Genomic DNA, 14,231 nt, shown 5'->3' on the forward strand with positions numbered 1-14,231 from the left:
CAAAATGTTCGCTTCCCTGTTCTTTGAGTTCTTTACGCATCGAGGCGCTTTTGCCACAAAGACGCAAGATTTCTCCATCACTGCCCCCACAACTGATCACCGATTCCACAACAAAACACCCCATAAAAGCACTGATGCTGTCCTGATAACCAAAGGTAACATGGAGCGCGCTGTTACTGGAGGGAATCTCTAAATCATTGCCGCTATCATCAAACTCTGCCTCGAATGTATCAGTTTCATTTCCCGCATGGTCTGTGATGGTTGCCGTTAAAAGACGTTGGTAAAAAACCTCATGAACAAGTTTCTCCCCTACCCTCACCTCAATAAAGGGATATGTGCGCATTAATCCCATAGCCTTTTGACCACACTGTTCTTTTCATGGGAGATAAATTCAGGCAGAAAGACTTTTAAGCCCCGCGGCAAAAAAGCATCATACCCAGCAATCTCTGGATTAGCCTCTAGGGTGGCTTCTAAATAACCTTTCAGTAAACCCGCTTGCCTCCGATCCCCTAAAACAGACAAGGCATGGTGATAACAAATCAGGTCTAGACTCATATCCTCAAGTTCGACCACAAGCTGCTTTGCGGGGATCTTCATGGACTATCCTCCTCTTGATATTGTCCCACTTGATATTGACCTTGTGGTTTTCCCCCATCAAAAAACGGCAACAGACTAATGGAATAGCGAATACGCCCCGATTGACCAGAGCGGCTAATATAGTCATGATCTTTCGTGACACTGGTAATCACCACGGATCCAAGCATTAAGGCACTGTAGCTATCATCACTCATCCAACAGATCATCTGAACGGGTTGAGCCGCACGTATGGTTCTGGTGATGGCATCAATGGCAACCCGGTCACCAAACTCTTCTGGAAATAATACCCCGTGGATGGTTTTGGGATCATTGCCATAGCCGGTAAATTGTAAACCAGGGGGTCCACCAAAACGCTCTAGACAAACCCATGAGGCAGAAAACTCTTCTTCAAAGGATTGGAAGTTCAGCCAGTCCACATAAAATTGATGCGGTCCTAACATCAGCAAAGGATCTCTCATGGCCTCCCTCTCCTCATTCTGTTTTTTGCATTATTCTGTCCAGCCATTTCTATCTTGCTTTAATATACCCATGAATATTGGCATCAAAGCACATCTGACCATTAATAAAATATCATGAGGAAATTCTGAGTGCCTTATAATATTGCACTAAATACTAAAAAGTATTTTTTAAATATAATAAAAAATACATTATAAATTAAACTTAAATATTGCGTATTTAACGATAAATTCAACTTTACCTTTGACAGAGAAAAAAAAATAAATTACCAAAGCTACGAGTAATTAACGAAAAGCAATATCTATTTTCTGTTCTTCTTTTGAAAAGTGCGGGGAAGTAAATATTGGGGGCTTTAAAAGGAGAGTGTCCGTGTATAAAAAATCCCTTCTGTCATCTATGGCAACAGCAGCTATCGTGCTGCTTAATATCCAATTCAATGTCCATGCTGCATCTCTTGAAGTTTCTGGAGAAGGGCAAGTAGTCACTGGAGAAACCGGAAAAGCCTATGAAATCATTCATGCAAAAGAAGGTGGAAAAATCACTGGTGAAAATTTAACAGTAACCGGAAATAAAAATACCAGCGAAGGGTCTGTAAAATCATTCGCTGCTGTAACAGCTGAAAGTAAGGGCAGTATAATAACATTAACGGGGGATAAAACAACCATTAAAGGAACTGATTCTGCCATTATCGTAGGTGTTGGAGCAACAAACGGCGGCGCGATCTTTATGAATGGAGGCTCTATTAAAGCTTCACAAGCTGGCGCTTACTTCACGAACAGTAATAGCGACAAAAACAAAATAAAAGACGTAGAAATATCAAGTAATGAAGACGGAAAACAAATAAGCTTTGGAATAAAAGCAAAAGAGAACAGTACAGTTACTTTAGAAAATGTAACCGTACAACAAGCAGGAAACGCCATTCTTGCAGATAGTAACTCTAAAGTAAAAGTCACTGGAGGCTCATTTGCTTCAAAAGAGGCAACAATAGCTGCCTTGCAAAACAGTGAAATCACTATAGAGGGAGCTCAAATTACATCATCTGGTAACTCTGGGCTCATGGCACAAAAAGGTGGCTCGATCTCTATGAATGGAGGCTCTATTAAAGCTTCACAAGCTGGCGCTTACTTCACGAACAGTAATAGCAACAAAAACAAAATAAAAGACGTAGAAATATCAAATAATGAAGGCGGAACTGCAATACTTTTTGGAGTAAAAGCAGAGAAAAAAAGTAAAGTTTATTTAGAAGGTGTAAGTTTCTCTCAAGCAGACAGTGGTGTATCTGCAGATAGTAATTCTGAAATAACAATCTCTAAAGGAGAATTTGACTCTAAGAAGATAACAATACACGCTGAAAATGGCAGCACAATCACTTTAAAAGACAATACTAAAGTTACATCATCTAATAACGTTGGACTCGCAGCAGAACAAAAATCAATAATCAAAATGACCGGAGGAGAAGTAACTGGAAAAACAGGGGCCATTGCGGCAAAAGAAGGCGGGCACATTACGATCGAAAATGTTACTCTAAAAATAGATGGTGCTGACCCCGTTGAAAATAATGATTTGATTACAAGTGGCTTTGGTGTATTTTCTGAAGGTAAAGACAGTCTAATTGAATTAACAGGTGATGATACAAAGATTAAAAATAGTATAATTGGACTTCAGGCAAAAAAAGATGGTGCAATCAGTATGAATGGAGGCTCTATTAATGCTTCACTCGTGGGTGCTCGATTTACCGAAAGTAAAAACAACAAAAACAAACTAAAAAATATAGAAGTATCAAGCAATAAAGGGAATGAGCTACTCATTAATGGAATCAAAGCAGAAAAAGAAAGTACAGTTGCTCTAGAAAATGTAAATGTAAAACAAGTCGGAAACGCTATTGTTGCAGATAGTAATTCTAAAATAGAGATCACTGGAGGATCATTTAATGCAAAAGGAGCAGCTATAGTTTCTGAAAACGGCAGTACAATCACTGTAAATGATTCTACAATTACATCATCTGAGGATGAAGGACTTCTTGCAAAAGATGATGGCGCGGTCAGCATGACAGGGGGATCCATTAAAGCTTTCTATAATGGTGCAACCTTTAAAGGTAGTAACAGTGCCGAAAACAAACTAGAGAATGTGACCATATCAAGCATTAAAGATGAAGATGATGCACTATTACGCTATGGAATAGATGCAAATAAAAGTACCATCATTTTAAACAATGTAACCGTGACAAAAGCAGAAAGCGCCATCTTAGCCGATAATGAATCTACAATAACAGTCTCTGGAGGCTCATTTGAAAGCAAAGGAGATGGAATATATGCAAAACAGGGAAGTTCCATTGCTTTAAACAACGCTACGGTCACATCATCTTATGGAAGCGGTATCTATGCAGACGGTCCAGATTCAAAAATTATAATGGTAGGAGGAAGAGCAACTGCAAAAAGTGGTAGTGCAGCATTATTGACAAAAAACAAGGGACAGATCGATGCCACAGATGTTACGCTCACAACAAATGGCATAGGGACCGGTGCACTTGCACTTGGTGAGAGCACAATTCAATTGCATGGCAATACAACAATCAACAATACTTTAGACGGTCTTAGAGCAGCTGATGGTGGTAAAATTACCGGTGAAAATTTAAATATCACCGGAGGAAAAGCTATCACAGATCCCGACACAGAACGCTCTGGTCTAACGACAGAAGGCGCTGGCAGTGAAATTAACTTAACAGGTAAAACAACTATTAAAAATGTTGATGAAGGTCTTTATGCAGACGGTGGAAGCAAGATCACCAGTGGCGATCTAGTAATGACCGGTGGTGAGAGCGAAAAAGTGACCATAGCTGTAAGCTCGTGGGAACCTGAGAGCAAAATTGAATTAAATGGGAACACAACCATTAAAAGTTTTGATCTTGGTCTTGCAGCAAGCAATGGTGCCTCAATTATCATGAAGAATGGCACTAAAAATGAAATAGACGTCAAAAAAGTTGCACTATTCGCAGCAGCTAGGGGAAAGATTGACCTAGCAAATACTGATGTAAAAGCAGAAAGAATAGGTATGCAACTAGTGGCTTTATCGAAAACCAATACAGATGAATTAGATGATCTACAAATATATGGAAATAGCGAAATCAATCTAACCAATAGCAATATTCATGTTGAAAATGGCACTGGAATTCTTGTTGGAGCTCTTGCTAAAAAGAGCATTGAAGATATTCCTACTCTATCAATCGGTACAGTTAATCTTAATAATTCAAAAATCCACGCCGATATGTTATTAGATGATGATATTTTTTGGGACAAAATTTCTGGGAAAGAGGAAAATATCTGGAATAATAAAAACGTAAAGAAGATCTCCAACGGTAGCTTTACCTTAAATGCAGATCATTCCACTTTAGAAGGCAGAGCCAACATTTCACAAGAGAGAAATGTACACTTTGATCTGAAAAACGGGACACAATGGTTCTTAAAAAACAGTACACAAGAGAAAGATGCTGAAGGCAATTTGCTTGATATTGCTCAAAGATCACGTTCTGACATTTCTGTTCTGGATCTCAATGATAGCTCTCTCATTTTTCAAGAGCCAACAGAAGATCATTACCACACATTGCATATAGGCTCTGGAAAACCAGATACCCAATCCGTCTATAATGCAACAGGCAATGCAAAAATTTATTTCAATACAAAATGGACTGATGGCACACCAATCACAGAGCAAGAAACCGATCATCTTCTTATTCACGGCGATGTTTCAGGCTCCACAACAGTTTATATTCAAAGCGATTTAGGAGATAAAGAGAGTGTCATAAATGCTTCCGATCCTTCTAACATAGGCGGGCTTTCACTGATCCAAGTTTCCGGAAAGGCTGATGAAAATTCTTTCAAATTAGCCCATGGTTATATCACAAGGGGTGGTTCGCCTTATAAATATACGCTAACAGGTTACGGACCAGAATCAAGCTATGGCCAAGCGAATATTGAACAAAGTCTCTTTGATGAAAAGAATGAGAGTTTCTGGGATTTCCGCTTACATAAAGAATTTCTTCCTGATTCAAAAGTAGAAGCGCCTGTAGCACAAATGGCAAGCTATTTGGTCATGCCAAATGCTCTCTTCTATAGTGGATTGACCGATATGGCTGAACAAAACGCATTGTTGGCAAATATCAGAACATCGCTCATAGATAAAGGACAAGAAAAACAGAATGGCTTTTTCTTACACACCTATGGAAGCAGAGGAACCTTATCCTCTGAAAGCGCGCCACGTCAATATGGTTATAGCGGTGCTGATCTTCGCTATGCCGCTCTACAAGGAGGGGTGAACTTTGCAACACTGGAAGGGCATAATACCACAACACGTTTCGGTCTTTTAGGAACCTATGGACAGCTTTCCTTTACGCCAAAAGATATGCAAGATGCTGGAAAAAACACCGTTGATAAATGGTCCCTCACAGCCTATGGAACCATACAATACGACAATGGCTTTTATCTTGATACGTTGTTATCCTATGGCTTCCTAAAAGGAGAGATCACCAATGCCCTCATTGGGACAACCGCAAAGTTGAAGAATGCCAAAATGTTGAACATCTCCACCACTGTTGGCAAACAATTCGCAACCAGCCTTCAAGGTGTAACGTTTGAACCACAAGCACAAGTTGCTTATCAACATTTGACATTTGATACAATTTTAGATGCTGATAATCTGACCATTGACATGCAAAATCCTCATCAATGGATGATCCGTGTTGGCGGACGTTTGACCAAAAGCATTGCCGCTGAAAACAACCGTCCTATGTCCTTCTATGGAAAAGTCAACTTGATCAAAACCTTTGGAGATGATCAAGCACTCCATATTGATAATGATTATAAACTTGATGCTATGGGGGCTGCGATTGAAGGTGGGCTTGGCATCAATGCACAATTGTCCACGAACCTCTCCCTTCATGGTGATGTGAGTTATCAACAAAAGCTGCAAAAAACCGGTATATCGGGAGCAAGTTTTTCAGGCGGAATACGCTATCAATTTTAAGGTAAAACGTTAACAACAAGTGTATTGTTATTCTATACACTTCATCAAACAAAAAAGGCAGCATAATAGCTGCCTTTTTTATTCTATGACGATTTGTTTTTTAAATGTTTTTTTAAACAGAAAACAAAAAAATATTTGAAGACTGTCATTGATCATTGGATTTTTTTTACAAAAACTCTTCTTTTATAAAGAATAATGCTTAGCATTTTCCAATAAATCATGCCTAAAACTATAAAAAGAGTACAACTAAAAAATAAGATGATATTATAAAATAATAAGAAGCTTTTTCGGAATACGCAGCCATTATTCTCTTCTGTTATTTCTCATACATTTAATGCTTAAAATCTTAAAATAAAAAAACTAAACATAAAATGATAAGCAAAAAAATAAGATAACACTATCAAACAAAGAGTTTATGTTAAATCACTTATATATTTCAAAACCAGAGTTCGAATAGGATTTTTAAATATTATAGCTCAAACACTATCCAGCAAATTCATAACTAAAAAAAATCCTATTATCCTCCCTTCCCTTTCAACAAAGCCGCCAAACATCTCCGAAAACTTCAAAACAGAAAAAATATTTTTTCTTCTGGAAAATCGATCACGCTCTTTGTTCTCTATGGACTATAGGCTCAATACTGGCTTCAAAAAACTCTTTTGTATAATCGTGTTGTGCATGGAGATTACGCAATTCATCATTGCTAAGTTCTTCAAGTATAATTCCTTTATGCATAATTCCAACCCGTTCACAAATATGGGCAACAACAGAAAGATCATGAGATACCATCAAATAAGTAAGTTTTTTTCTCTCGCGTAACGATTTCAACAAGTTTAAAATTTCAGCCTGCACCGACACATCCAATGCAGATGTTGGCTCATCAAGCAACAAAACCTCTGGCTCGATAATTAAAGCACGAGCAAGAGCAATACGTTGACGCTGCCCTCCAGATAATTCATGAGGATAACGATAAAGAAATGAAGAATTTAAGCCAACGGAATCTAAAGCATCCTCCACCCTTTCTCTTTGATTATCCATGCCGTGGATTTTGAGCGATTCAGAAAGAACCGTATGAACCATTTTTCTTGGATGAAGCGACGCATAAGGATCTTGAAAAACCATTTGAATACGGCGCAGAAAACTCTTGTCCCTTTTTTTTGCAACCTCTTCTCCATCAAAAAGAAACTTTCCACTATATTCTGGAATAAGCCCCACCAATGTATTCAAAATAGTTGATTTTCCACATCCGGATTCACCAATTAAACCATAAGCTTCACCACGCTTAATATGAAAATTAACATTTTTAACAACGGTTACAGCCTTGTGCCTGTGCCCAAACGTTACAGATAAATTAGAAACATCAATAATATTCTCACAATTTGCCATGAGGAACCTCCTCAACACCATTAACAATCGTAGGATTACACAACCAATCAGGATCACGCTCAGGAACAGCCAAAACATCAACAGGATTATCAAGCCGTGGCAAACTTGCTAGCAAAGCCTTTGTATAAGGGTGACAAGCGTGAGACAAATCAGAAGCAGGCAACTCTTCTAGCACACGTCCCGCATACATCACCAAAATACGATCACAAAAATCAGCAATCATATTCAAATCATGACTAATGAAGATAAGCCCTGATCCAGACTTTGTCACAAGTTCATCTAATACAGATAAAACTTGTCGTCTGACCGTAATATCAAGCGCAGATGTTGGTTCATCGGCAATAATTAAATCAGGTTTTGGAATGAGCATCATTGCAATCATCACACGTTGCCCCATCCCCCCAGATATTTCATGAGGAAAGAGACGCATCACATGTTCAGGATCACGAATATGAACAGATTCTAACATAGATACGGTTCGCTCCCGCGCTTCAGCTTTTGAAACACGATAATGAATACGGTAAGCCTCCATAATCTGCTCCCCAATCCGTATTAAGGGATTAAGTGAATATTTGGGGTCCTGTAAAATCATTGAAATACGCTTACCTCGGATTTTTCGCATCTGAGGTTCACTTGCAATCAATAAATCGACATCCTCAAAGCGCATTTTTTTAGCTTTAACAATGGCTGATTTTGGACTCAGCTTTAGTATTGCCCGTCCAGTCATTGATTTTCCAGACCCAGATTCACCAACAATGCCAATTTTTTCTTTTCCGACAGAAAAGCTAACACCGCGCACAACTTCTGCAATGCCGCGCGTTGTAGGAAAAGAAATACGTAAATCTTCTACTTCTAATAATTTATTACCCATTGCGTGGATCCAATACATCACGAAGACCATCACCCAACAAATTGAAAGCAAGGCTTGCAAATAATATTGCACAGCCTGGTATTGCTGCCAACCACCAATTTGTCATCATAAATTCCCGCCCCGAAGAAAGCATCGCCCCCCATTCAGGACTTGGAAGTTGTGCTCCCAACCCTAAAAATCCAAGGCCAGCAGCTGTTAAAATAATCCCAGACATATCTAAAGTTAAGCGTACAATCACTGAAGGAATACACATGGGCACAACATGAAACAAAATAATTCGCCAAGCAGAAGCACCCTGCAAGCGAACTACAGAAACATAATCAGAAGAACGTATCGTCAAAGTTTCAGCACGCGCTAAACGTGCAATTGGTGGCCATGCTGCAATTGAAATTGCAATAGAAGCATTTTCTATCCCCGGTCCCAATGCCGCTGAAAAGGCAAGAGCTAAAATCAAACCTGGAAAAGCGAGAAAAATATCGACAATGCGCATGAGCACAGTATCAACCCATCCTCCCATATAACCAGAAACAGTCCCAACAATAAGCCCTATTGGCCCAACAATAATTGTTGTAAGAAAGACAACATAAAGAGTAATACGAGAACCAAAAACAAGGCGACTAAAAATGTCACGTCCTAATTCATCTGTCCCAAAATAATGGGCCATAGAGGGAGGCTGCAACCGATGACCCAAATCATTGCTAAGAAAATCGTGCGTCGCAATCCAAGGAGCAAAAAGTGCACATACGATAATAATACAAATAATAAACAAACCAAATACAGCCGAAAAGTTATGAAAAAACTTCACCAGTGCATGGTAAATTCTTTGTATGTTTGCTTGAATTATGGACCGTGGAACAGAATCGTTTAACCAAGAGCTCAAAGAAGATGATGATTGTGATTTATGATGATTACTGACTGTCATATTCAACGTGTCCTTGGATCAAAAATGCGATAAAGCAAATCAGAAAATAAATTAATGGCGACAAAGATAAATCCTACAAGTAAAGTACATCCTACAACTGCATTCATATCTCCAGCGAGAAGAGCATTAGTCAAGTAATGTCCGAAACCAGGCCAAGCAAAAACTGTCTCCGTCAAAACAGCCCCTTCTAATAAAAAAGCATAAGAAAGTGCAACAACAGTAATAACTTGAACAGCAGCATTTCGAAAGGCATGCCCCCAAACAGTTCGCGCCCATGATAATCCCTTTACACGTGCTGTAATGATATATTCCTGATTGAGTTGCTCAATCATAAACCCACGAGTCATACGACTAATATAAGCCATAGCCCCGAAAGCCAAAATCAAAGCAGGCGTAATAATGTGGCTAAAGACATTCCCAAAAGCCTCCCATTGTCCTTGGCTAGCAGTATCCCAAAGGAAAAATCCTGTTTTGGGTTCAAAAGAAAATTCATAAAGAAAATCAAGACGCCCTGGACCACCAACCCAGCTAAGCTTAGCGTAAAATATTAACAATGCCATGAGCCCCAGCCAAAATGTCGGCGTAGAATAACTCAAAAGTGTAAAAACACGGACAACATAATCAATAAATGAATCGCGATACATTGCCGCAAAAACACCAAATGGGATTCCAAGAGTCGTGCCAATAACAATAGCAACAGTTGCAAGCTCTAATGTTGCAGGAAATACACGCATAATATCTTCTAAAACAGGACGCCCAGACGTTAAAGCATCTCCAAAGTCAAATAAAAATACATTATGAAGATACTTCCAATATTGAACAATCAACGGCTTATCAAGACCCAGCTTATAATACATGGCATCATAAGCTTCCTGGCTGATATTATCACCAAGAATAGAGAGAACAGGATCGAGAGGAAGAAGATGACCAAGAAAAAAAGTAATCGTCACCAACCCAAGCAATGTGATAAAAACTGAAATAAGAACTTTTAATCCCTTGAACAAAAAATTCCATAAAAATAATTTTCTCTGCTTTTCTGATACAGCTCTTTCAGTCTCTGAAAGTGGCAAAACCATTATAAAAATCCCCTCTGTAGCGACAAAACATATGGAACGATTTATTATTCGGCATGTTTTGCAATTCTTCTCGATAACAATGCTTCTTTTTATTTTTCTGCTTCATTGTAATAAAGTCTAAAACTATTCCAAGCCCATTTTTTGACATCTGGTCCCATCCCAACAGTATAATATGTCTGAAATAAATAAACCATAGGGCCATGTTCAAATACATAATTCTGTAAAGCACGATATTGCAAAAGACGCTTATTTTGGTCTTTTTCAAATAAAGCATCCATCACCATTTTATTGATATTTTCATCATAATATCCAGTGCGCCAAGCTAAATACATATTATGCTTTTTTGTAAATGTTGGATCAGGATTAAAAACATGATTTAACGAAGCAGGATGCCCATCAGGATCAGCACTTCCCCATCCCATAAGTGCACTATCATAATTTCCACTACGCACACGATTTAACAATTGATTTTGTGCCATTTTCTCAATGGTAAAATCAACACCAATTTTGCGTGCATTGGCTTGAATAGACTGCGCGACAGAGGACATATAACTAAGACTCCCCAATAAAAGATTAGCTTTAAAACCATTGGGATAACCAGCCTCACTAATCAACTGTTTGGCTTTTTCCAAATCTAATCTAAAGGGCAATCCTTCTTTTTCATCCAAAGCGCCAGGAATTCCCAACGCCATATAGCTCGCGCGTGGAATGCCAATACCCTTTAAAACGGTCTTTCCAAGCCCCTCATAATCAACCAAATAACGAAGTGCCAAACGTACTTTTTCGTTAGCAAAAATTGTATTCTTATTATTCAGCGACAGGTAAATAATCTGTGGTCGCAAAACGCGACTAATTTTGACTGGTCCTCCCTGCTTTTCAATATCTAAAATATCCTCTGAAGAAAGATCACGCGCTATATCCACATCACCCTTTTCCAAAAGAAGTCTTTGGCTTGTTGAATCCGCAACGTGCTGTACAACAATTTGCTTAATTTTAGGCGCATCTCCCCAATAATGTTGTGTTGCTTCCAATATAACTTTTTCTCCAGGAGACCAACGTACCAATTTATAAGGTCCAACACAGGCTGTATGGGTAGCCAAATATTTATTACCCATATCACCATTAATACTTTCTGCTTCAACTATTTTGCGATCAAGCAAAGCAGAAGCATAGGATTGTCCAATAGCCGTCAATATAAGCTGAATAGGATAGAGTTTATCTAATTTTAGCTGTAAAGTTTTATCATCAAGGGCTTGAATATACGTCTCCATATTGTCTTTATTAAAGCCATAATCCTTCAAAAACTGAGAATATCCTAATCCCAATTTAATAATCCGGCGCATTGACCAAGCAAGATCTTGTGCTGTAGCAACCCTTCCATTATCAAATTTCAAGTCATCACGAAGATGAAAAATAATTCTTTTCCCATCATCTAATACGTCCCAAGATTGTGCCATAGCAGGACGAATTTTTGTAGGATCATGCTCATCATATTGCACAAGCGCGCTGCAAATATTCGTCAATAATTCACTTGTCACAACTTCAACGGTTTGCGCTGGATCAAAACTACTAATTGAATCAATATTCCATGCCATCACCAATATATCTTTAGACGAAGCACTGAATGCTGATACTATAGCCCCATTTAAAAATCCCATTGTGCTTAATAAAATACAAATTCTTTTCAACACCCTTTTTTCCCCATTTTATCTTTTCTTTCTGTGCTCTTGTACCTTTTCATACAAAGTGCTTGTGCACTTTATCTTTTAAATAGCATGATATCAAACATCAACTTCATTTAATCAAACTAAGCATCAAAGTAATTTTCTCATAGAGAGATTTATTATTCAGATGAAGAAAATCTGTAATCATAAACAAAAAAACTCCCCAATATAACCTCCCCTCTTCATCCCTCCTTATAAAGGACCTCAATCATATACGTCCCCCCCACAATTTCAGCCCTCTTAAAAGACTGAAGAACTCTTACTTAGGAGAATATTTTTACCACGTAATGATGCCTCAAAGCTCTTTTTATCTTGGACGGCACGAAAAGCACACTTATTTTTCAATTGCACTATAAAAAATACGCGGAGCACTGTTCCAAACCCATTTTTTGACATCAGGTGTCATCGCGATAACACTATATTGTTGATAGATAAACGCATAAGGGCCTTTTTGCATCAATTCACGTTGCAAATCAGCATATATTTTCGCCCGTTTTTGTGGATCTTTTTGAAATAAAGCCTCTTCAACTTTTTGATTCATCTCTGCATCAAAATACCCATGCTTCCAACTAGGATAGGCTGTATTTTTTGCCTCAAACCGATTATCCGGATTATAAACAAGACGTGAAGCCATTGTATGAGGATCCGCAGAATCATTATTCCATCCGATAAAAGCCGTATCAAAAGCCCGTGCATTTACTTTTGAAAACAACTGTGTCCCTGCCACACGTTCAATTTTAAGATGCACCCCCGCCTGTGCAGCACTATCCTGGAGTGACTGAGCAAGGAGCAAAGTATAAGGAGTATTTGAGACGAGAAAATTTGCTTCAAATCCATTCGGATAGCCAGCTTCTGCTAAAAGTTTCTTGGCTTTTTGAATATCAAGCTTAAAGGGTTGCCCTTCTTTTTCATCCAAAGCCCCAAAGTTGCCAAGAGGAATAAAACTTGCCCGTGGAATACCAATCCCTTTGAGAAGCTTCTTACCAAGACCTTCATAGTCTATGAGATAGCGCATCGCCAAGCGTACTTTTTCTTTAGCAAAAATGGGATTTGTCGTATTAAACCCCCAGTACATCATGGTTGGCACTAATACTTTTTCGATTTTAACATCTGTTGTTTTTTGTAGATCTGCAAGATCTTCAGGGGTCAAATTACGAGCAACGTCGATATCATGTTTTTGCAACAATAAACGTTGTGTTCCGGGTTCTGCAACATGACGAATGAGTATCTGCTTCAATTTTGGTGCATCTCCCCAATAATGAGAGCTTGCACGCAACAAAAGAGCTTCTCCAGGGCGCCAACTTTTTAACTGATAAGGACCAACACAAGCAGCATGTGTTTTCAAATATTGATTGCCCAGATCGCCATTTTTTTCATGCTTCATAATGGTTTCACGATCAAGCAAAGCCGTCGCACGGCTCGCAACAACATTATTAAGAATAAGCTCTGCTGGATAAGGCTTATCAAATTTCATCACCACCGTTTTTTCATCAGGCGCTTGCAAAGCATCATCAATATTTTTCTCTGTAATGCCATATTCATTAAAAATCGCCGCATTACCCATTTTCAATTTGACAAGCCGCTTCATCCCCCAAACAAGATCATTAGCGTTGGCTGCTCTACCATCATTAAACTTCAAACCATCACGCAAATAAAAGGTAATCACCGTATTGTGATCATCTCCAGAAATATCCCAGTGTGTTGCTAAAGATGGAACTATTTTCGTTGGATCATCTGTCGCAGTACTGACCAAGTTATCACAAACATTTCCAATAATTTCACTTCCATAAACATCTGTGAATTGTGCGGGGTCAAACGTACTAACCGCATCGAGATTCCAAGCCATCACAAGGGTATTCGCCGGTGTTTTTGCTGAAACTTGTTGTACCAACATTCCCAGTGCCATAAAAGCAGAAACAAGAGAGCTGCTTCTTTTCAAGATTTTTCTTTTCAAGTTCATAAATTTTCCCCTTTATTTTTTTATCAATGAATGACAATGAAATGATATGCAAATTTATAATTATAAAGATTGAAACAAATATTTTCCCATCACCTATACAGAGCTGCCTACTTTAAAGTTTCATCCACTTTATAACTTCATTGACTGACAGTCTCAATCAAACGATAGCAAACATAGAATGCATTTTTTGCTAACCACTATCACATTCTTTTCGTAATAT

At 38.5% G+C, this 14,231-nt stretch carries 9 protein-coding genes and 2 pseudogenes; 2 read left to right on the forward strand and 9 right to left on the reverse strand.

What is annotated here, in order from left to right; all coding sequences use genetic code 11:
- From PVV65_RS07075 to PVV65_RS07085, 3 genes and pseudogenes are all read right to left on the reverse strand, one after another.
- Positions 1 to 343: pseudogene (locus PVV65_RS07075) on the reverse strand (late control protein); the annotation flags it as partial.
- Positions 343 to 597: a tail protein X gene (locus tag PVV65_RS07080; protein WP_273789701.1), complete on the reverse strand. Its 255-nt coding sequence runs from the start codon at positions 595 to 597 to the stop codon at positions 343 to 345. The pseudogene PVV65_RS07075 and the gene PVV65_RS07080, both read right to left, overlap by 1 nt.
- Positions 594 to 1,055 carry a phage tail protein gene (locus tag PVV65_RS07085; protein ID WP_273789702.1) on the reverse strand — a complete coding sequence of 154 codons (462 nt, stop codon included), beginning with the start codon at positions 1,053 to 1,055 and terminating at the stop codon, positions 594 to 596. The genes PVV65_RS07080 and PVV65_RS07085 overlap by 4 nt, the downstream gene beginning before the upstream one ends.
- Before the next feature lie 724 nt (positions 1,056 to 1,779).
- Between PVV65_RS07085 and PVV65_RS10035 the strand changes: the two are divergent.
- Together PVV65_RS10035 and PVV65_RS07090 are read left to right on the forward strand one after the other, a co-directional pair.
- A pseudogene (locus PVV65_RS10035) lies at positions 1,780 to 2,475 on the forward strand (right-handed parallel beta-helix repeat-containing protein); the annotation flags it as partial.
- Positions 2,476 to 2,496: 21 nt separating this feature from the next.
- Positions 2,497 to 6,072, forward strand: coding sequence for an autotransporter outer membrane beta-barrel domain-containing protein (locus tag PVV65_RS07090; protein WP_404978396.1), 3,576 nt, complete (start codon positions 2,497 to 2,499; stop codon positions 6,070 to 6,072).
- A 603-nt stretch (positions 6,073 to 6,675) separates the two neighbouring features.
- On the opposite strand, the gene PVV65_RS07095 is transcribed toward PVV65_RS07090, so the two are convergent.
- The 6 genes from PVV65_RS07095 to PVV65_RS07120 form a co-directional block, all read right to left on the reverse strand.
- The gene (locus PVV65_RS07095; protein WP_273755720.1) at positions 6,676 to 7,458 is read right to left on the reverse strand and encodes an ABC transporter ATP-binding protein; all 783 of its coding nucleotides are present in this window, start codon (positions 7,456 to 7,458) and stop codon (positions 6,676 to 6,678) included.
- Positions 7,445 to 8,329, reverse strand: a complete 885-nt coding sequence (locus PVV65_RS07100) for an ABC transporter ATP-binding protein (RefSeq protein WP_273755721.1) — start codon at positions 8,327 to 8,329, stop codon at positions 7,445 to 7,447. The genes PVV65_RS07095 and PVV65_RS07100 overlap by 14 nt, the downstream gene beginning before the upstream one ends.
- Positions 8,322 to 9,251, reverse strand: a complete 930-nt coding sequence (locus PVV65_RS07105; protein ID WP_273755722.1) for an ABC transporter permease — start codon at positions 9,249 to 9,251, stop codon at positions 8,322 to 8,324. The genes PVV65_RS07100 and PVV65_RS07105 overlap by 8 nt, the downstream gene beginning before the upstream one ends.
- Before the next feature lie 2 nt (positions 9,252 to 9,253).
- Positions 9,254 to 10,327, reverse strand: a complete 1,074-nt coding sequence (locus tag PVV65_RS07110; protein WP_273755723.1) for an ABC transporter permease — start codon at positions 10,325 to 10,327, stop codon at positions 9,254 to 9,256.
- A gap of 89 nt (positions 10,328 to 10,416) precedes the next feature.
- Positions 10,417 to 11,985 carry an ABC transporter substrate-binding protein gene (locus PVV65_RS07115; RefSeq protein ID WP_273789727.1) on the reverse strand — a complete coding sequence of 523 codons (1,569 nt, stop codon included), beginning with the start codon at positions 11,983 to 11,985 and terminating at the stop codon, positions 10,417 to 10,419.
- 400 nt (positions 11,986 to 12,385) lie between these two features.
- A complete protein-coding gene (locus tag PVV65_RS07120) occupies positions 12,386 to 14,011 on the reverse strand; it encodes an ABC transporter substrate-binding protein (RefSeq protein WP_273789704.1) in 1,626 nt (541 codons plus the stop codon).
- Positions 14,012 to 14,231: the final 220 nt, after the last annotated feature.

It is taken from the genome of Bartonella sp. ML70XJBT (genome assembly GCF_028618425.1).
Lineage (GTDB): Bacteria > Pseudomonadota > Alphaproteobacteria > Rhizobiales > Rhizobiaceae > Bartonella.

Excerpts from the sequence above, each read along its gene's own strand:
- PVV65_RS07080 (WP_273789701.1), bottom strand. The coding sequence starts at position 597 with ATGAAGATCCCCGCAAAGCAGCTTGTGGTCGAACTTGAGGATATGAGT.
- PVV65_RS07085 (WP_273789702.1), bottom strand. The coding sequence starts at position 1,055 with ATGAGAGATCCTTTGCTGATGTTAGGACCGCATCAATTTTATGTGGAC.
- PVV65_RS07090 (WP_404978396.1), top strand. The coding sequence starts at position 2,497 with ATGACCGGAGGAGAAGTAACTGGAAAAACAGGGGCCATTGCGGCAAAA.
- PVV65_RS07095 (WP_273755720.1), bottom strand. The coding sequence starts at position 7,458 with ATGGCAAATTGTGAGAATATTATTGATGTTTCTAATTTATCTGTAACG.
- PVV65_RS07100 (WP_273755721.1), bottom strand. The coding sequence starts at position 8,329 with ATGGGTAATAAATTATTAGAAGTAGAAGATTTACGTATTTCTTTTCCT.
- PVV65_RS07105 (WP_273755722.1), bottom strand. The coding sequence starts at position 9,251 with ATGACAGTCAGTAATCATCATAAATCACAATCATCATCTTCTTTGAGC.
- PVV65_RS07110 (WP_273755723.1), bottom strand. The coding sequence starts at position 10,327 with ATGGTTTTGCCACTTTCAGAGACTGAAAGAGCTGTATCAGAAAAGCAG.
- PVV65_RS07115 (WP_273789727.1), bottom strand. The coding sequence starts at position 11,985 with ATGGGATTTTTAAATGGGGCTATAGTATCAGCATTCAGTGCTTCGTCT.
- PVV65_RS07120 (WP_273789704.1), bottom strand. The coding sequence starts at position 14,011 with ATGAACTTGAAAAGAAAAATCTTGAAAAGAAGCAGCTCTCTTGTTTCT.